Source organism: Rhodococcus sp. MS16, assembly GCF_013277795.1.
GTDB lineage: Bacteria > Actinomycetota > Actinomycetes > Mycobacteriales > Mycobacteriaceae > Rhodococcus_F > Rhodococcus_F globerula.
Genome location: NZ_VBTM01000006.1, coordinates 197,276 through 215,396 on the forward strand (window position 1 = coordinate 197,276; position 18,121 = coordinate 215,396).

At 62.9% G+C, this 18,121-nt stretch carries 17 protein-coding genes and 1 tRNA gene; 8 read left to right on the forward strand and 10 right to left on the reverse strand.

All coding sequences use genetic code 11. The annotated features are described in order from the left end of the window. Positions 1–24: 24 nt before the first annotated feature. Positions 25–98 (forward strand) — tRNA-Gly (locus FEZ60_RS18705). A 164-nt stretch (positions 99–262) separates the two neighbouring features. Further along, entirely contained in the window at positions 263–1,018 is a 756-nt protein-coding gene (locus FEZ60_RS18710; protein ID WP_045067886.1) for a hypothetical protein, read from the forward strand. 13 nt (positions 1,019–1,031) lie between these two features. Here FEZ60_RS18710 and FEZ60_RS18715 read toward each other — a convergent pair whose 3' ends face one another. The 3 genes from FEZ60_RS18715 to FEZ60_RS18725 are packed head-to-tail and all read right to left on the reverse strand — an operon-like array spanning position 1,032 to position 3,000. Continuing rightward, complete coding sequence (locus tag FEZ60_RS18715; RefSeq protein WP_172936714.1) at positions 1,032–1,829, reverse strand: Fpg/Nei family DNA glycosylase; 798 nt, start codon at positions 1,827–1,829, stop codon at positions 1,032–1,034. A gap of 15 nt (positions 1,830–1,844) precedes the next feature. Then, the gene (locus tag FEZ60_RS18720) at positions 1,845–2,318 is read right to left on the reverse strand and encodes a ribose-5-phosphate isomerase (RefSeq protein WP_033232848.1); all 474 of its coding nucleotides are present in this window, start codon (positions 2,316–2,318) and stop codon (positions 1,845–1,847) included. 58 nt (positions 2,319–2,376) lie between these two features. Continuing rightward, positions 2,377–3,000: a DsbA family protein gene (locus tag FEZ60_RS18725; RefSeq protein WP_033232846.1), complete on the reverse strand. Its 624-nt coding sequence runs from the start codon at positions 2,998–3,000 to the stop codon at positions 2,377–2,379. Between the two features lie 160 nt (positions 3,001–3,160). On the opposite strand from FEZ60_RS18725, the gene FEZ60_RS18730 reads away from it, so the two are divergent. Both FEZ60_RS18730 and pepN read left to right on the forward strand, forming a co-directional pair. Then, entirely contained in the window at positions 3,161–4,405 is a 1,245-nt protein-coding gene (locus FEZ60_RS18730) for an FAD-dependent oxidoreductase (protein ID WP_095885895.1), read from the forward strand. A gap of 57 nt (positions 4,406–4,462) precedes the next feature. Next, positions 4,463–7,042: an aminopeptidase N gene (gene pepN, locus FEZ60_RS18735; RefSeq protein ID WP_172936715.1), complete on the forward strand. Its 2,580-nt coding sequence runs from the start codon at positions 4,463–4,465 to the stop codon at positions 7,040–7,042. A gap of 83 nt (positions 7,043–7,125) precedes the next feature. Here the strand turns inward: pepN and FEZ60_RS18740 are convergent, their stop codons facing one another. From FEZ60_RS18740 to FEZ60_RS18750, 3 genes are all read right to left on the reverse strand, one after another. Next, entirely contained in the window at positions 7,126–7,605 is a 480-nt protein-coding gene (locus tag FEZ60_RS18740) for a DUF5130 family protein (RefSeq protein WP_033232840.1), read from the reverse strand. After that, positions 7,592–7,855, reverse strand: coding sequence for a hypothetical protein (locus FEZ60_RS18745; RefSeq protein ID WP_033233164.1), 264 nt, complete (start codon positions 7,853–7,855; stop codon positions 7,592–7,594). Before FEZ60_RS18745 ends, FEZ60_RS18740 begins: the two co-directional genes overlap by 14 nt. An 82-nt stretch (positions 7,856–7,937) precedes the next feature. Beyond that, positions 7,938–8,627, reverse strand: a complete 690-nt coding sequence (locus FEZ60_RS18750; RefSeq protein WP_172936716.1) for an HNH endonuclease — start codon at positions 8,625–8,627, stop codon at positions 7,938–7,940. A 161-nt stretch (positions 8,628–8,788) separates the two neighbouring features. On the opposite strand from FEZ60_RS18750, the gene FEZ60_RS18755 reads away from it, so the two are divergent. Further along, positions 8,789–9,184 carry a globin gene (locus FEZ60_RS18755; protein WP_172936717.1) on the forward strand — a complete coding sequence of 132 codons (396 nt, stop codon included), beginning with the start codon at positions 8,789–8,791 and terminating at the stop codon, positions 9,182–9,184. Between the two features lie 4 nt (positions 9,185–9,188). On the opposite strand, the gene FEZ60_RS18760 is transcribed toward FEZ60_RS18755, so the two are convergent. Further along, positions 9,189–9,608: a cupin domain-containing protein gene (locus FEZ60_RS18760; protein WP_033232838.1), complete on the reverse strand. Its 420-nt coding sequence runs from the start codon at positions 9,606–9,608 to the stop codon at positions 9,189–9,191. 148 nt (positions 9,609–9,756) lie between these two features. Between FEZ60_RS18760 and FEZ60_RS18765 the strand changes: the two genes are divergently transcribed. From FEZ60_RS18765 to FEZ60_RS32565, 3 genes are read left to right on the forward strand one after another with little or no spacing between them, the layout of a single operon-like run. Next, positions 9,757–11,355 carry a glycoside hydrolase family 13 protein gene (locus tag FEZ60_RS18765; RefSeq protein WP_033232836.1) on the forward strand — a complete coding sequence of 533 codons (1,599 nt, stop codon included), beginning with the start codon at positions 9,757–9,759 and terminating at the stop codon, positions 11,353–11,355. After that, a complete protein-coding gene (locus FEZ60_RS32560) occupies positions 11,343–11,780 on the forward strand; it encodes an EamA family transporter (RefSeq protein WP_230590054.1) in 438 nt (145 codons plus the stop codon). Before FEZ60_RS18765 ends, FEZ60_RS32560 begins: the two co-directional genes overlap by 13 nt. Next, on the forward strand, positions 11,720–12,139 hold the full coding sequence (locus FEZ60_RS32565; RefSeq protein ID WP_346343385.1) for a DMT family transporter: 420 nt from the start codon (positions 11,720–11,722) through the stop codon (positions 12,137–12,139). The genes FEZ60_RS32560 and FEZ60_RS32565 overlap by 61 nt, the downstream gene beginning before the upstream one ends. Here the strand turns inward: FEZ60_RS32565 and FEZ60_RS18775 are convergent, their stop codons facing one another. From FEZ60_RS18775 to FEZ60_RS18785, 3 genes are read right to left on the reverse strand one after another with little or no spacing between them, the layout of a single operon-like run. Continuing rightward, positions 12,140–12,790 carry a hypothetical protein gene (locus FEZ60_RS18775; RefSeq protein ID WP_033232834.1) on the reverse strand — a complete coding sequence of 217 codons (651 nt, stop codon included), beginning with the start codon at positions 12,788–12,790 and terminating at the stop codon, positions 12,140–12,142. Then, entirely contained in the window at positions 12,783–13,202 is a 420-nt protein-coding gene (locus FEZ60_RS18780) for a thioesterase family protein (protein WP_033232832.1), read from the reverse strand. The genes FEZ60_RS18775 and FEZ60_RS18780 overlap by 8 nt, the downstream gene beginning before the upstream one ends. Beyond that, entirely contained in the window at positions 13,199–18,046 is a 4,848-nt protein-coding gene (locus tag FEZ60_RS18785; RefSeq protein WP_172936718.1) for an NAD-glutamate dehydrogenase, read from the reverse strand. The genes FEZ60_RS18780 and FEZ60_RS18785 overlap by 4 nt, the downstream gene beginning before the upstream one ends. Between the last annotated feature and the right edge of the window lie 75 nt (positions 18,047–18,121).

Below are 18,121 nucleotides of genomic sequence, written 5' to 3' on the forward strand. Positions count from 1 at the left end.
GCGATCCCGAGTTCGCGTGTGCACGGGGATGTAGCTCAATGGTAGAGCCTCAGTCTTCCAAACTGATCACGCGGGTTCGATTCCCGTCATCCCCTCCATCGGAGGGAAACTTCCACAAAGATCCGCATCGGCCTCGCCGGTGCGGATTTTTTGTTGCAGCGATCCGTATCCTGGAGTTGTCCGGATCGATACTGCTCGGAGGCCACCCGTGACCACGATTCTTCTCATTCTCGTCGTTCTGGCTGTTGTCGTGTTCCTGGTCATGAAGAGCCAGCAACGCGGTTCCACCCACAGCGCGACACAACTCGACGACGCCAAAGCTGATGCCAGGCAGGCAATCGAGCGTCTCGGCGGTCAGGTGTACAACCTCACCGGCACCGACGAACCGTCACGGCAAGCACTCGCCGACGCAGCCGAGCGCTACACAGCGGCGGGCTCGCAGATCGATCAGGCAGCTACCCCGGTTCAAGCGCGTCTCGCGAAACAGACTGCGCTGGAAGGGCTTTACTACATTCGCGCGGCACGAGTCGCCATGGGAATGGATCCGGGTCCTGACGTTCCCACCATCGACGGCCAGAAAGCCGCCGGCGCGGTGACCGAGTCCCGCGAGGTCGAGTTCGAGGGCCGCAAGGTCGCGGCATCGCCTACCCCGTCGTCGCGTACCCCCAACTACTACCCCGGCGGTCGCGTCGCCGGCCGGCCCGTTCCGGCCGGTTGGTACTCCGAGCCGTGGTGGAAGCCCGCCCTCGTCGCAGGCGCCTGGGGCCTGGGTTCGATGATGCTGTTCTCGACCATGTTCTCCGGGATGGCCGGAGTTCCTTACGGCGCAGAGGCTTTCGCAGCGGGCGGTGATACCGACGCAGATCAAGGCGCAGATGCAGGTGATCAAAGCCAAGGCGACGCCGGCGATCAGAGCTACGACCAAGGCGACCAGGGCTACGACTCAGGTGACAGCGGATTCGGCGACAGCGGATTCGGCGACGGAGGCGGGATGGACTTCGGCGGCATGGACTTCTAGACCGCAAGGTCGTCTACACAGCCTGACACACCGGGCACCAGAACAGGTTTCGTGCCTTCATGACGGAATGCAGGACCGGTGACCCGCAGACCCGGCAGGGTGATCCCGCGCGCCGGTAGACGTAGGTGCGTGGGCGATCCTTGGCGTAGGCCGGATCGCCGTTGTCGTGCTCGGCGCGCACGACGTGCATTTTTCCGCGACGCACGCCGACCTTCATGAGTTCGACGAGGTCCGCCCACATGGCAGCCCATTCGTCGTGGGTGACGAGGTTGCCGGGGCGTTCGGGGTTGATGCCGTGACGGAACAGCAATTCGGCGCGGTAGACGTTGCCGACCCCGGCCAGCACTGCCTGGTCCATGAGCAGTGCGCCGATTGCCGTCTTGGACTTCGAGATTCGCGCCCACGCCTTCTGCGGATCCGCGTCGCGGCGCAGTGGATCGGGGCCGAGCCTGGCTTCGATAGCGGCTACTTGCGGCGGCAGCAAGACTTCACAGGCGGTGGGACCACGAAGGTCGGTGCCGAAGCCGGCACCGACCATTCGCATCCGGACCTGCCCCACCGGTTCTTCCATCGGGAGGGCACTGTCGGTGAACTTTCCGTACAAACCGAGGTGTACGTGGACGATCAGACCATTGTCGTATGTGTGCCACAGGTGTTTGCCCCAGGCATCCGACGACGTGAGTACATGCCCGTCCACCAGAGCCGCGTCCGTGGCAAATCGCCCCTGCGGGCTGAGTACGCGCACTGGTGAACCGACAAACTTCTTGGCATGCAACCGTGCCAGTCGATGCAGGGTATGACCTTCTGGCACGGGACTACTTCTCGATCAGGCCTGCGGCAATGCCGGTGCGACGCCGGTCTTCTCGTACTCCGAGAGGATGTCGATGCGGCGCTGGTGACGCTCTTCGCCTGACCACTCGGTGGCAAGGAAGGCGTCGACGATGGCAAGCGATTCCTCGAGGGAATGCATGCGTCCACCGATGCCGATGAGCTGTGCCTTGTTGTGCTCGCGGGCCAGCTTGGCGGTTTCGACGCTCCACGCCAAAGCGCACCTGGCGCCGGGAACCTTGTTCGCGGCGATCTGCTCGCCGTTGCCGCTTCCGCCGAGGACGATGCCCAGGCTTCCCTCGTCGGCGACTACCCGCTTGGCTGCCTCGATGCAGAATGCCGGGTAGTCGTCCACGGCGTCGTACTCGTGAGCACCACAGTCGATGGCCTCGTGGCCATTGGCTGTGAGATGTTCGATGATCTCGTTCTTACGTTCGAATCCGGCATGGTCGGCACCCAGGTATACGCGCATGGGGACAATTCTCTCAGGCTCATCCCCCGGCGCGCACCCGGCCCTCACACTGCTGGACTCAGTCGAACTGGGGGTCTTCGTTGCGCGTGCGCTTGAGTTCGAAGAAGTGCGGGTAGCTCGCCAGCGCAACTGCGCCGTCCCACACTCGTCCTGCGTCCTCGCCGCGCGGGATGCGCGAGAGAACCGGGCCGAAGAAGGCAACGCCGTTGACGTGGATGGTGGGAGTTCCGACGTCGGGGCCAACCGCGTCCATGCCGTGATGATGGCTCTCACGCAGGGCTTCGTCGTACTCGGTCGACTCGGCTGCGTCGGCAAGTTCAGCCGGGAGTCCGACCTCGTCGAGTGAACGCTTGATGACGTCGGCAAAGTCCTTGTTGCCTTCGTTGTGGATCTTGGTTCCCATGGCCGTGTACAGCGGCAGCAGGATGTCGTCGCCCTTCAGCTTCGCAGCGGCGATTGCGACGCGCACCGGTCCCCATGCCTTGGTCATCATCTCGCGGTACTCCTCGGGCAGGTCACGTCCTTCGTTGAGGACGGCCAGGCTCATGACGTGGAATTTCGCGTCGATGTTGCGCACCTGCTGCGCTTCGAGGATCCACCGCGAGGTGATCCAGCACCACGGGCACAGAGGATCGAACCAGAAATCAGCTCGGTCGGCACTCTTGTTCTCGACTGCACTCACGTAAACAACTCCCTATCGGTCACGGTCCTAGCGGGAACGAAAAATTGCGTACCCCGCCATGGCAACAATCATCCCCCACCAATCCTTCCCACATACTCCCGAACCACCTTCTCTCACCAGTAATGTCGAAAGAACACGAGTGCGAAGGAGTGGTTCAACCATGAGCGCAAATCGGAGATTCGTCATCATCGGCGGCGGCTTGGCCGGAGCAAAAACTGCGGAGGCCCTGCGAGAGCGGGACTTCGACGGAGACATCGTCCTTCTGAGCGAAGAGGACCATCTGCCGTACGAGCGTCCACCGCTGTCCAAGGAGTTCTTTGCGGGCAAGAAGACCCTCCCGGAATTCACGGTCCACGACGGTGAATGGTTCCGCGATCAGCACGTGGACCTGCGGCCCGGAACAACCGCAACCGCTTTCGACCCCGTTGCGCACACCGTGACTCTCCCCGACGGTTCCACGCTCTCGTACGACAAACTGGCGCTCGCCACCGGTTCGCGTTCTCGGCGACTCGACATTCCAGGGGCGGACGCCGACGGCGTGCACTACATCCGCACCATCGACCAGGCGTCGTCGCTGCTGAAGGCTCTGTCCGCGGACAAGAAACTGGTTGTGGTGGGCGCCGGCTGGATCGGCCTGGAAATCGCCGCGTCCGCGCGCGGATTCGGTGTCGGGGTGACGATCCTCGAGCATGCGAGTCTTCCCCTCGAAGCAACGCTGGGGCCGGAGATGGGCGAAGTGTTTGCGGCACTGCACCGCGCGAACGGCGTTGACCTACGAACGAGCACCGACGTGAAGTCCATCGCGGTGACAGACGGAGTTGCTTCCGGCGTCACCCTGGCCGACGGCAGCGTAGTTCCCGCCGACGCCGTCCTGATCGCTGTGGGCGCCCTCCCCAACACCGAGTTGGCCACGGCCGCCGGTATCGAGGTCGACGGCGGAGTCCTCGTCGACGCGGGTCTGCAGAGCAGCGACCCAGACGTCGTGGCGATCGGCGATATCGCGGCGGCGACGCACCCGATCCTGAACGCGCGAATCCGGGTGGAGCACTGGGCAAATGCTCTCAACCAACCGGCGACAGCCGCGGACACCATGCTCGGCAAACCGGCCGAGTACGTGCGGATGCCGTATTTCTTCACCGACCAGTACGACCTCGGAATGGAGTACGTCGGGCACGCTCCGCATGGCAGCTACGTCTCCGTGGTCACCCGCGGTGACGTCGACAACCGCGAGTTCCTGGCCTTCTGGCTCGACGGCGACAACAAGGTTCTGGCGGGAATGAACGTCAACATCTGGGATGCCGGTGACGCAATCAAGGAGTTGGTGGCGTCGAGTGCACCGGTGGATCCGAAGCGCCTGGCAGATCCCTCGGTTCCATTGACGGAGGCGTCCGCGATCACGAAGTAGTCCCCGCCGTGATGGGATGGACTCATAAAGATCCACACCATCGACGAGGAGATCTTCGTGGCCGCACCGAACCTGACACGCGAGACGGCAGCCGAACGGTCAGCGCTGCTGACCGTCGACAACTACCTGATCGAACTCGATCTCACCGACGGCAGTGATGCCCCTGGTGAGGAGACGTTCTTCTCCAAGACCACCGTGACCTTCTCGGCCACCGCCGGCTCGAGCAGTTTCATCGACATCATCGCTGCCCGAGTTCATTCCGCAGTGCTCAACGGCACCCCGATCGATATTTCCGACTACGACGAGGCCACCGGAATAGCCTTGACGGACCTCGCCGCGAGCAACGAACTGGTGGTCGAGGCCGACTGTGTGTACTCGCACACCGGAGAGGGTCTGCACCGCTTCGTCGACCCGACGGACAGCGCCGTGTACCTGTACTCGCAGTTCGAGACCGCCGACGCCAAGCGCATGTTCGCGTGTTTCGATCAGCCGGATCTCAAGGCGACGTTCGATGTCCGTGTCACTGCGCCGACCTCGTGGAAGGTCATCTCCAACTCCGCCGTCGTAGAGTCCCTGGCCGCCGATCCCGGCAAGCATGTCTTCCGCACAACACCGAAGATGAGCACGTACCTCGTTGCGCTCATCGCCGGCCCGTACGCCGTGTGGACCGACAACTACTCCGACGAGCACGGCAACATCCCCCTCGGAATCTTCTGCCGCGCTTCGCTTGCCGAGTTCATGGACGAAGAGCGCCTGTTCACCGAAACCAAGCAGGGCTTCGATTTCTACCACCGCAACTTCGGTGTGCCGTATGCCTTCGGGAAGTACGACCAGTTGTTCGTCCCGGAGTTCAACGCAGGCGCGATGGAGAACGCGGGAGCGGTGACGTTCCTGGAGGACTACGTCTTCCGGTCCAAGGTCACTCGCTACTCGTACGAGCGTCGTTCCGAAACCGTGCTTCACGAAATGGCCCACATGTGGTTCGGCGACCTCGTCACCATGACGTGGTGGGACGACCTGTGGCTCAACGAATCCTTTGCGACTTTCGCGTCTGTGCTCTGCCAGACCGAGGCCACCGAGTACAAGAACGCCTGGACAACCTTTGCCAACGTCGAGAAGTCGTGGGCTTACCGTCAGGACCAGTTGCCGTCCACTCACCCCATCGCCGCCGACATCCCGGACCTGGCGGCAGTCGAGGTCAACTTCGACGGCATCACGTATGCCAAGGGCGCCAGCGTTCTCAAGCAATTGGTGGCCTACGTCGGCCTCGACCCCTTCCTCGCAGGACTGCGGGAGTACTTCCGTGAGCACGCATTCGGCAACGCCACCTTCGACGACCTCCTCGGCGCTCTCGAAAAGTCCTCCGGCCGCGACCTTTCCGACTGGGGAACCCAGTGGCTCAAGACCACCGGCCTCAACATCCTGCGCCCTGACTTCGACGTCGACGCAGACGGAAAGTTCACCCGTTTTGCCGTGTTGCAGGACGGCGCAGCTCCCGGCGCCGGTGAGCGACGTGTTCATCGCATCGCGGTCGGCATCTACGACGACGTCGACGGCAAGCTCGTGCGGAGCCGCCGCGTCGAACTCGATCTCGACGCCGCCGAAACCACCGATGTTCCTGAGCTTCTCGGAGTTCATCGCGGTCAATTGATTCTGCTCAACGACGACGACCTGACGTACTGCTCGGTGCGACTCGATCCGCAGTCCCTCTCGACGGCAATCGAGCGCGTCGGCGACATCGCCGAATCACTCCCCCGCACTCTGGTCTGGTCCGCAGCGTGGGAGATGACTCGTCAGGCCGAACTCAAGGCCCGCGATTTTGTCGCTCTGGTTCAGCGAGGCATCAGCGCCGAAACCGAGGTCGGTGTGGTTCAACGCCTCCTGCTCCAAGCACAGACCGCCATCGGAAGCTACGCCGATCCGGTCTGGGCTGCAGCCGAAGGCTGGGCGGACTTCGCCAACCGGCTTCTCGAACTTGCCCGCGAAGCCGAGGCCGGTTCCGATCACCAACTCGCATTTGTCAACGCGCTCACCGGAGTTGCACTCTCCCCGTGGCACACCGAGGTCCTGAACGAATTGCTCGACGCCGACCCCGCGACCGTCGGCCTCGACGGTCTGGTTGTCGACACCGATCTGCGGTGGCGCATTGTCGGAGCTCTCGCCGCGGCAGGCGAAGTGGATGCCGAGGGGCTGGAGACCCCGTTCATCGACGCCGAGGCCTTGCGCGACCCGACTGCGGCAGGTGCCAGGCAGGCCGCTGCCGCAGCTGCCGGTCGACCGCAAGCTGCGGTGAAGGAGCAGGTGTGGGCAAAGGTGGTCGGCGACGATTCGGTGCCCAACATCACGGCGCGGTCCATCATCGGTGGTTTCGCCCGCGAAGGACAGGACGATCTCCTCGAACCGTTTGTCTCGCGCTATTTCGACGACATCGCCGGCGTGTGGGAACGCCGCTCGAGTGAGGTAGCGCAGACCGTCGTCGTCGGTCTGTACCCGTCGTGGTCGGTCAGTGAAGAGTCCGTCGCAGCGGCTGATCGTTTCCTCGAGGGCGACATTCCTCCCGCGCTGCGTCGCCTTGTCGTAGAGGGCCAGGCCGGTGTAGTTCGATCGCTCACCGCCCGAAAGTTCGACGCAAGCTGATACACAAGGCCGGTGCCCGCCTCGAGGAAATCGAGGCGGGCACCGGCCTTACTGCAAGGACTGCGAACTACGGCGCAGAGGAACTACGGCGCAGAGATTGCTGCTGCCATGACACGGATTCCGCTGATCAGTCCGTCGATCAGGTTTCCTTCACTGATGGAGCTCACCGCTGCGGTTGCGCCGAGCTGCGCAACGCGGTCGGTGACCCGATCGGCAACGACGCGGCCACTGCGGACCTCGACGACACGCTGGTTGGGCGATACGGCGATGAGAACCGAACGCTCCGCCTCAGGTGTGGTCGGGAACAGTGCGTCGGCACCGGCGGCCGGGTCTGCGCCCAGGTCGCCGACGTACGCATTGAAACGCACCTTGGTGGAACGGGTGGCCTCGGTCAGCGCGACGTCGAGGGCTACCAGGTCCTTGGTCGTGAACGGAAGGTCGTCAACGAACGGCTCTCCCACACGATGCACGCCGGAGATACGGCCACTGGTCGTGATGACGCTGCCAACGGGCAGGTTTTCGGGCGCTACTGCGACCGCTGTCGAATGATCACCACTTGCCACTTGCGGTTCCTCCAATCAGATCAGCCGAGCCGGCTTCGATCGCGTGTGCGCTGCCGTGGTGACCGCCGCGAACGGTCACTTCGTCGACAGCACTCCACAGGATGGGGGCGTGATCCCACGACTCACCCAGATGGAACGCCGGCGGAACCGGACCCGGCGTCTTCTTCCCGAGGAAGGACGCACCCGCGAAGAAGGCGGTGATCAGGGCCGGGATCCCAACGTATATCAGTACTACCTCGAGAATGCTCACACCAGATAACGTAGCCCAGAACGCCAGGAAGGACAGCGTCAGGGCCACAAATTATCGAGCAATTTGTTCCGGGCAGTTCGAGTCAGGCGGCACCGACACCGAGATACGGCACCCACGACGGGTGCAGTTCCTTGGTTGCGGCCAGCAATCGCCAGTGCGGACCGGAGGGCGGAACCAATTCCGCGCGCAGTGTCCACCCCAGTTCGCTGAGCATCTTGTCGGCTTTGCGGTGGTTGCACGGCGCGCAGCACGCTACACAGTTCTCCCATGAATGCCCGCCGCCGCGACTGCGCGGTACCACGTGATCGATGGTCTCGGCCTTTGCGCCGCAGTACGCACATCGGAAATGGTCACGATGCATCAGTGCCGCGCGGGTCATGGGAATACGGGCGCGGTACGGGACGCGCACATAAGTTCGTAGGCGAATGACCGATGGCACCTGCACCGACCAGTCCGCAGAGTGGACTATGGGTCCGAATTCGTCTTCGTGAACCGTGTCGGCTTTACCGCAGGCCATCAAGACCACGGCCCGTCGTGCCGGCAGGGCCGTCAGCGGTTCGTAGGTGACATTGAGTAGTAGCACTCGGCGTTTGATCCACTCGGGGACCACGTGATCCGTGGCGAACTCGGTGGTCTGACCGAATCCGTCAGGAACAACTTCCAGAACAGCCCCTGACGCGTGCTCATGCCGCGCGTCTGCGCGAGCGATGGCACCACGGCCGCCAGCGGGCTGAAGTTGTCGGTGATTTCGTGCAGCGTGTCGGTTCTTCATACGACCTCCGGGAGACTGCCCCCAAGTTGACCACGGATATTCCGGTTACGCACTCCCATTTCGCACAAAATTGCTCGGATTGCCGGTGAATTTCGGGTGAACGGACCTCCGGTCGACCCGGAAACCGACCACGCCCGCCATCAGGCACAATGGAACACGCCATGAATGACGTACAGCAGACCTTCTACGACGCCGTCGGCGGAGCCGAGACGTTTCACAAGCTCACCGCGCGGTTTTACGAGGAAGTCGCAAGGGACGAGGTTGTTCGCCCGCTGTATCCGGAAGAGGATCTCGGTCCAGCCGAGCGCCGCATGCGGATGTTTCTCGAGCAGTACTGGGGCGGCCCGCACACCTACTCCGACGAGCGCGGACACCCTCGCTTGCGGATGCGGCACAATCCGTTCGTGATCGGCCCGATCGAGCGGGACGCGTGGCTACGCTGCATGCACGTTGCGATCGCGTCCATCGACGAGAAGACCTTGGACGCCGCACATCGCCAACAGTTGATCGATTACATGGAGATTGCTGCAGCGTCCATGGTCAATTCCGCCATCTGAACCGCTAGCGTCTGACCATTCGTCCGAGCTTGCGGACAGCCCGAACACCGAACGACACGCTCGGGTGTAGCGGCACGCTCAGAATCGCGTGTTTGCGGACGTAATCCTCGACGTGCCATTCCGACCAACTGCCGGCGCGGAAGAGCGCGGCGTCACCGACAGACAGAGTGCGCTTCTCGACCCCCGCGGACTCGACCGTCACCGATCCTTCGAGGATCTGAACGATCTCGTCGGCGCTGAAGTACCACCGGAACCGCCCTTTGGTGCAGTCCCACACGTGCGTTGTCGTGGTGCCGTCCTTGCTGGCAGACCATTGCGCGGCGCGGGCGACCGGATCCCCGGAAATGATCCAGTCCGCGTTGATCGGATCGTCGTTCAACGGAAGTTGGTCCAGACTCACTGCTTCGATTGCCGACAAACTCATGATTTTCCCCCCTCGAGAAATCGGTAGCGCAAAGATTGCCGACGGCAGAGTCTTCGCTCCTGGAAAGTACACCAAGGTGAGGTAAAGAACCACCAAACAGCCGTGTCCAAGTCGTGCGAGTGCTCGAGGTTTGGCACTATGAGAACTTGTGAGTAGCCCCGCGGATTCGACCGTTACCAACCCGTCCACTCCGCCTTGGTGGAACGAGGCAGTTTTCTACCAGATCTATCCGCGATCTTTTGCCGATTCCAACGGCGACGGCATCGGTGACCTCGGCGGAATCGAGGACAAACTCGGGTACCTGGAACTGCTGGGCGTCGACGCCCTCTGGTTGAGTCCGGTCATGCGCTCGCCGATGGCCGATCACGGGTACGACGTCTCCGACCCGCGTGACATCGATCCCCTGTTCGGCGACATTGCCGCGATGGATTCACTGATCAGCGCCGCACATGAGCGCGATATCAAGATCACGATGGACTTGGTCCCCAACCACACCAGCGACCAGCACGAATGGTTCCAAGCTGCGCTGGACTCGGCACCAGGTTCCCCGGAACGATCCCGCTACATCTTCCGCGACGGCAAGGGTGAGAACGGCACCGAACCACCCAACAACTGGCCAAGCATCTTCGGCGGCCCGGCCTGGACCCGCATCACCGATGCCGACGGAAACCCTGGGCAGTGGTACCTCCACATCTTCGCGAAGGAACAGCCCGATCTGAACTGGGACAACCCGGAGGTTTTCGAGGATCTGGCCAAGACTCTGCGCTTCTGGCTCAGCCGGGGTATCGACGGATTTCGGATCGATGTCGCCCACGGAATGGCCAAGCCGGAGGGTTTGCCGGACCATGACTGGGATCTCAACGAGCTCATGCGCAACGACGACGACGACCCGCGATTCAACAATCCGGAGGTCCACCAGATCCACCGCGGAATCCGCAAGGTCATGAACGAATTCCCCGAGGCTATGACCGTGGGAGAGATCTGGGTTCGCGACAACGAGCGCTTCGGTGAGTACATCCGTCCGGACGAGCTTCACCTCGGATTCAACTTCCGGTTGGCAGAAACCGAGTTCGCGGCGGAATCCGTGCGGGCAGCGGTGGAGAACTCCCTCGCCGCCGTAGCCGAGGTCGGCGGTGTTCCCACGTGGACGCTCTCCAATCACGATGTCGAACGTGAGGTCACCCGCTACGGCGGAGGCCAGATCGGAACTCTGCGCGCACGGGCGATGGCCTTGGTCGAGCTTGCACTGCCCGGTGCCGCCTTCATCTACAACGGCGCCGAACTCGGACTGCCAAACGTCGATCTTCCCGACGATGCCCTGCAGGATCCGGTGTGGGAACGCTCCGGTCACGCCGAGCGTGGTCGCGACGGATGCCGAGTGCCGTTGCCGTGGGAAGGAGCCGCTCCGCCCTTCGGCTTCACCACCGCCTCGAGCACGTGGTTACCGATGCCGCCCGAGTGGTCGACGCTGACCGTCGAGGCTCAACTCGAGGACGTCGATTCGATGCTCTCGCTGTACCGCAGCGCCCTCGAATTGCGTTCGTCCCGGCCGGAGATCTCGGGTGCGGATATCGACTGGTACGGGAGCCCTCCCGGGTGCCTGGCGTTTCGTCGACGGGGCGGTCTGATCTGTGCCCTCAACACGTCGGATGTGCCTATTTCCCTGCCCGCCGGCGACGTTATCCTCAGCAGCGCTCCCCTGGTCGACGGTCTGTTGCCCGTCAACACCGCTGCGTGGCTGATCTGAGTCGGACCTCAACTCACCGGGGATCGGTCCTGGCCGTTGTAGCCGCGGCCGTGCTGTTCGGAACCACCGGAACCGCACAGGCCTTGGCCTCGGAAAGCCTCGGATACGACCTCGATCCCCTGGCCGTCGGTTCCGCGCGGGTGGTTCTCGCTGGCCTGATCCTCGCGGTGTTTGCGTACGCGCGCGGCGGCCTCGGGTTCACTCGCTCGACCAGCCGATCCGCGCTCACGGGCGGATTCGGTGTCGCCGCATATCAATTGGGGTTCTTCACCGGAGTGCAGGCGGCGGGAGTTGCGGCAGGCACGATGATCGCACTGGGATCAGGTCCGGCGTTCACCGGCGTACTGCAGTACTTGGTGGCGCGGTGCCGGCACTCATCGCCGGACTGGGCTACGCGATCTACACCGTTGCCGGCGCACACATGATCACGGCGGTAGTGTCCACGCAGGGCGCGATGGGTCAGATGTTCGGCATCGGTGGGATCCTCCTACTACCGATCCTGATCTGGCAGTGGCCAGGTGGGCTCGATACCGGCGCCGGGGCAACCGCGGTGGTGTACCTCGTTGTGGTTCCGACCGTGTTGGCCTACCTGCTCTTCGCTGCGGCACTGCGACACCTCAACCCGGCAACCGTCGCAACGCTGACGCTGCTCGAGCCGGTAGTCGCAGCTATTCTCGGCGCAGTGGTTCTCGGCGAGACCATCACCACAGTGGCCATGCTCGGCATGGCCACCGTCCTCGCGGCCCTCGGCTTGTTGACGGCAGGGACACTGCGTAACAGCTAGCTAGCGAGCCACCATCAGCGGAATCGACCCGCCGCGGTGGCGATAGATCGAACCGAAGCGCGCGTCGAGACGAATCCACGATCTACTGGCCCGAACCCGCACCAACTCCGTCTCATTGATTCGGTTCACATCGACGAATCCCATTGCGGTCAGCGCAAATATCGCCCGCATCGAGATCCCGGCCGTGATGCTCGGCCCACTGACCTCGAGCACCTCTTGATCGAGCAACGAGACGGGCGGTCCCGAACTGCTGCCGTGCTCCTGCGCCAAAGCATTTCCGCGCTGGGCCAATTCGATCAAGACGTGCGCCGGGACATCGTCGAGGTGCTCGAATCCTTCGGCCGGCGGCAGCGCTCCACGCCACGCCGAGTCCATCGAGAATCCCGGATCGATCAGTTCACCGGATGCGTGGGACAGTGCAGCCAACAAGGTATCCCCGGCCGCCGAGGTGTCGTCGGGATTGACGGTACCGACGATAGTGCGCGTCGCCAGGGCGTCGAACCCTGTTGCTGCCCACACACTCACGTGATCCGGGCCGCGTCGACGCATCCTGATGACGGCCGATTCGTCCAACCGCAACGCGTGCCCGATGAAGCCGGCCAAGTTCTTGCGCTCGGCTTCATCGGGCACGGTCAGCATTCGCTCATGCACGCTGCCAACGCTCCAGGTACCCACGCTCGGGACCACTGAGCCGCCGCAGTCGTTGCGTATCGATATCGAACGCCGCGATCTGCGTCGACGCGACGATGGACGGCGCGACCGAGAGTCCCGCCGACTTGGGGCGCACCTCGTATCCGATCGTAAAGTCCACGGCTCGAATCTTTTCCACCCACATCAACACGTCGAGCGGTGAATCGTCGTGCCGCAGCTGCCCCCGATACCGCACATGCAGATCCGCGACAACCGCACCGTCACGCAATGACACCGTCGGACATCCGTCGTGGAACAGCCACGGAATCCGAGCTTCTTCGAGCAGTGTCACCATGCGCGCATGGTTGACGTGTTGGAAGACGTCCATGTCGGACCATCGAACCGCCACGTCGGCATGAAATCCTTCGCTCAACGCCCTACCTCCGATCGGGTGCCCATGCTGCGCACCATGCTGCGAACCTGCCGCGCCGCTACCGAGAGCGTCGCGAGGTCAAGCGTCCCAGACTCGAAGATCTCACCGAGAGCGGCCCTCGCCCGGCTCAGCCTCGACGCGTTGGTCGCTTCCCATTCGTCGATCTTTTCCTGCGGCGATTCTCCCGGCTCACCGCCGACGAGCACTTCCATCGTGAGCTGCCGCAACGAGCTGTACAGATCGTCACGCAACGCCAGCCGGGCCAGTGAATGCCAGCGATCCCCACGCTCGAGTCCGGACACGGCCGTGAGCAGCCAGTCGATTCCGAGATGCGCGTCAAGCGCGTAGTAGAGCTGCGCGACTTCCGCGATGTCGTGCTCGGCGATGTCGGCGATATCCGCGATGTCGAGGAGGCAGTACACGTCCAGGAGCCGGAAGACTTCGAGCGCCAGAGCTTCGGGGGCCCCACGGTCGATGACTGATTGGGCCCGGGAAAGCAGATCCGTCAATTGATGGCCGGCAAGCAAATCGGGAACAAGGGGTGCCGTCGACCGGTAGGCCGCGGAGTAGCGAGACACTTCTGCCCCCACCGCGATGGGCTGTGGCCGATTGGCGAGAAACCACCGCGAGGCTCGGTCGAGGAGTCTGCACGTTTCCACGATCAGATCGTTCTCGAGATCAGCTGCGAGTCCGGCCGAACGAATCCGCCCCCACACGTCGTCGAGCGCAAACACCTCACGGACGGCTGCGTACGCCCGAATCGAATCCGTACTGCTGGCGCCGGTTTCCTCCGCAAGCCGGTACGCGTAGGTGATTCCGCCGTTGTCGATGACCTCGTTGACCAGCATGGTCGCCACGATCTGTCGGCGCAGTGGGTGGTCCTTGATCTGCGCGGCAAACCGATCGCGCACGGCATTCGGGAAATATCCGGGAATCTGTTGCGCGAAGTACTCGTTGTCCGGCAACTCCGTGGCGAGCAGATCGTCCTTGAGCGCGAGCTTCACATGCGCGGTGAGAGTCGCCAATTCCGGTGACGTCAAACCGGATCCGATAGACAGGCGCCGATCGATCTCCTTGTTAGTCGGTAGCGCCTCCAGTGCGCGATCGAGTCCGCGTGTAGCGCTCAGATCGCTGATCTGCCGCCGGTGGACGGCAAGCATTTGCGGGGCCGTGACCCGCGAAATACCCAGCAGAGCATTCTGGGCGATGTTGTCCGCCAGAACGAGGCGCGCAACATCGTCGGTCATCAAGGCCAACAACGGGTTCCGCTCATCTGCGGGGAGCGCGCCCGAGCGAACCAACGTGTCGAGCAGGATCTTGATATTGACCTCGTGGTCGGAGCAGTCCACACCCGCCGAGTTGTCGATCGCGTCGGTATTGATGTGTCCGCCGTTGGCACTGAACTCGATTCGCCCCAGCGCCGTCACACCGAGATTGCCGCCCTCGCCGACCACCTTGACCCGTAGGTCAGCGCCGTCGACACGGACCGCATCGTTGCTCTTGTCGCCGACCTGCGCGTTGGTTTCGGCCGACGCCTTGATATAGGTACCGATGCCGCCGTTCCACAGCAGATCTACCGGTGCGGACAGGATTGCGCGCATCAATTCGGGCGGCGAGAGTTTGGTGACTCCCTCGTCCAACCCCAGGGCAACGCGCACACTTTCGGCGATGGGGACGGACTTGACGGTACGGTCCCACACACCGCCGCCGTCGCTGATCAGGCTGGCGTCGTAATCCGCCCACGACGATCGCGGAAGTTCGAAGAGTCGGCCACGCTCGACAAATGATCGCGCGGCATCCGGGTTGGGGTCGAGGAAGATGTGCCGGTGATCGAATGCCCCGACCAGTCGGATGTGACGGCTCAGCAACATACCGTTTCCGAATACGTCGCCGCTCATGTCCCCGACTCCGACTACGGTGAAGTCCTCGGACTGCGTGTCGACACCGATTTCCCGGAAGTGCCGCTTGACGCTTTCCCACGCGCCGCGAGCGGTGATCCCCATTCCCTTGTGGTCGTATCCCACCGAACCACCCGAGGCAAATGCGTCGCCGAGCCAGAAGTTGTACTGCGCAGCAACGGAATTCGCCAGGTCCGAGAATGATGCCGTCCCCTTGTCCGCGGCGACGACAAGGTATCGATCCTCGTCGTCGAGTCGCACGACCCGATCCGGCGTCACCACTTCCCCGGTCTCAGGATGAACGTTGTCCGTGATGTCGAGCAGACCCGAGATGAAAGTCCGGTAGCAGGCTTTGCCGGATTCGAGTGTGGCACTGCGATCGGTTGCCGGATCTCCGGTCGGGACCGGCGGGTTCTTCACGACAAATCCGCCCTTGGCACCAACGGGGACGATGACCGCGTTCTTGACCGCCTGCGCCTTCACGAGGCCAAGCACTTCGGTCCGGAAATCTTCCCGACGGTCCGACCACCGCAGACCACCACGGGCCACCGCGCCGAACCGCAGGTGCACTCCCTCAACCTCCGGCGAGTACACAAAGATCTCGAAAGCCGGCCTGGGCTTCGGCAATTCACTGATCCGAGAAGGATCAAGCTTGATCGACAGATACCCGCGCGAGCGCCCATCCGTATCCAGGACATAGAAGTTGGTGCGCAGCGTTGCCTTCACCAGCGAGAACATTCCCCGCAGGATGCGGTCGGCATCGAGGCTGAGAACTTCGTCGATCGAGGCCCGCAGTTGCGCCTCCAACTCCTCGATACGCTTCCCACCAGTCAAGTTCGGATCGAACTTCGCTTCGAAAAGTTCCACCAGCGCCGCCGCAGTCCGCGGGTGCGACAGTGCGATCCCCTCGATATGAAACTGACTGTACGGAAAAGTAGCCTGCCGCAAGTATTTTGCGTAAGCCCGCAGGATGACTGCCTGCCGCCACGTCAATCCTGCCCGCAGTACAAGTTCGTTGAACCGGTCAGCCTCGGCGCGCCCGAACCACACGGCACCGAACGCCGCGGTGAACCGCTTCTGCACCTCGGTCAGCGCTACCGTGCTGGTTTCGAGTGGCACTTGGGTGTCGAGATCCGGCTGCACGGATGCCCGCAATTCCGCCGGTACAGACAACCCGAAATCGTAGATCCAGCACTTCACCCCGTCGAGTCGCTGGACCACGTGTGGCCGTTCGTCGAGCACCTCGACACCGAGCGACTGCAGTACCGGGAGAACCTGGCTCAGCGAAATGGCGTCGCCGCCGACAAACAGCGTGAACCGCCACTGACCTGGTTCGGAATCCTCACCGCGATAGAGCAACACGTCGATCGAACCGGGAGCCAACGCTTCGAGCCGAGAGATATCGGACAACGCGCGAGAGGGCTCGAAGTCCTCCTTGTATCCGTCGGGAAGAACCCGGATGTACCGCTGCACCAATTCCAGATCGAGGTCGGAGCGCTCACGGACGAGATCGGTGATGCGGTCGTCCCAACTACGACTGACTTCGGTCAGCAGCGCCTGAACGCGTTCACGGTTTTCTTCGGACACATCGAGTCGAATCGGTGCGCTGCCAGGCTCACGCCGGATCGTCACATGCAGCAAAGCAAGGTCGTTCTCACTCACCCTGGCTGTGTAATCCACTGTGCCTGGACCGAATTCACTCCAGAGCGTGTGCTGCATCGCCAACCGGACACGCGTTGTGTAGCGGTCGCGTGGCAGGTACACCAGGCAGGAGACAAACCGACCGAACGTGTCTTCGCGAACGAACAGCCGCACCTGACGACGCAGGCCGATGCTGTGCACCGCGTGAACAGTCTCGAACAAGGTGTCGGTGTCGCTGGAAAACAACTCCGTGCGGGGGAAGGACTGAATGACCTCGAGCATCGCCTGGCCGGAATACGAATCGAGGTCGACACCGGCGCGGCTGATCACCTCGCGCACCCGGCGCTCGATCAGCGGAATGGCAAGAACGTTTTCGTGGAGGGCCACCACGGTGAAGACGCCGAGGAACCTGTGCTCCCCCACGATGTTTCCGTCGTCGTCGAGTATCGACACCCCGACGAAGTACGGATACACGGCGCGGTGAACGGTGGCGGGGAACGACCCCTGGGTCAGGACGAGCAGCGGCCGATCCGGGAGATCGGCAACCGGCGGCAGGCTCATCGGACCGTCGGTGACGGCGTCGGATCGGAGCACACCGAGTCCACTGCCGTCCACCGTGCGGGAGCCGTCTGCAGTGCCGACGAACCGTCGATAGCCGAGCACGGCATAGTTGCCGGCAGCCATCCACCGCAGGAGGCCTGCCGTGTCGGAGAATTCTTCCGACGAGACGCGGCCGGTAGCCGAGGCTGCCGACGCCTCGAGTTCGTCGGCGATACTCAATTGCAGGGCAGTCATGGACGGGGTGTCGTCGGCGACGACGCGGACATCGGCCAACACCTTGCCCAGGTGTTCTTCGATGGCGTCGAGTTCGAAATCCTGCGCTGCCGCGTCCAACTGCACGTGCATCCAGGATTCCTGGATACCGGTGTCTCCCAAAGACTTCAAATTGCCCGAATTGTCCCGATCCGCTCGAAGGATCGGATGGGCGTACTGACTGATACCCACACCTAGGCGATTGAGCAGCGCGGTGATGGATTCGACCAACAGCGACATGTCGTCGTTGACGATCTGGATCGCCGCACCCAACTTCGCCGGATCCCAGGGACGATAGACCCGCCACACCGCCGTGCCCGGCACCCGAGTGCGCCCGAGTTCGAGATGCGCTTTCAGTACGCGATTGGATCGGCCGTTGATCACATCGCCGCTGTCACCCTCGTCGATATGTGTGAAAAAAGCCTCGCGAAGGCGCGTGAGTAACGTCGCTTCGTCGAGGCTTTCGGAATTGTGTGGTGCTCGGTCGGTCATTCCTGGCTCACATCCTGTGGGTTCTGATCACCGCGGCCAATCTCATGCTCGAGACTAGCCGCGGTGACCGCTACC

Coding starts and splice junctions, on each gene's coding strand:
- FEZ60_RS18710 (WP_045067886.1), top strand. CDS start 263: ATGAAGAGCCAGCAACGCGGTTCCACCCACAGCGCGACACAACTCGAC.
- FEZ60_RS18720 (WP_033232848.1), bottom strand. CDS start 2,318: ATGCGCGTATACCTGGGTGCCGACCATGCCGGATTCGAACGTAAGAAC.
- FEZ60_RS18730 (WP_095885895.1), top strand. CDS start 3,161: ATGAGCGCAAATCGGAGATTCGTCATCATCGGCGGCGGCTTGGCCGGA.
- FEZ60_RS18750 (WP_172936716.1), bottom strand. CDS start 8,627: ATGAAGAACCGACACGCTGCACGAAATCACCGACAACTTCAGCCCGCT.
- FEZ60_RS18755 (WP_172936717.1), top strand. CDS start 8,789: ATGAATGACGTACAGCAGACCTTCTACGACGCCGTCGGCGGAGCCGAG.
- FEZ60_RS18760 (WP_033232838.1), bottom strand. CDS start 9,608: ATGAGTTTGTCGGCAATCGAAGCAGTGAGTCTGGACCAACTTCCGTTG.
- FEZ60_RS18785 (WP_172936718.1), bottom strand. CDS start 18,046: ATGACCGACCGAGCACCACACAATTCCGAAAGCCTCGACGAAGCGACG.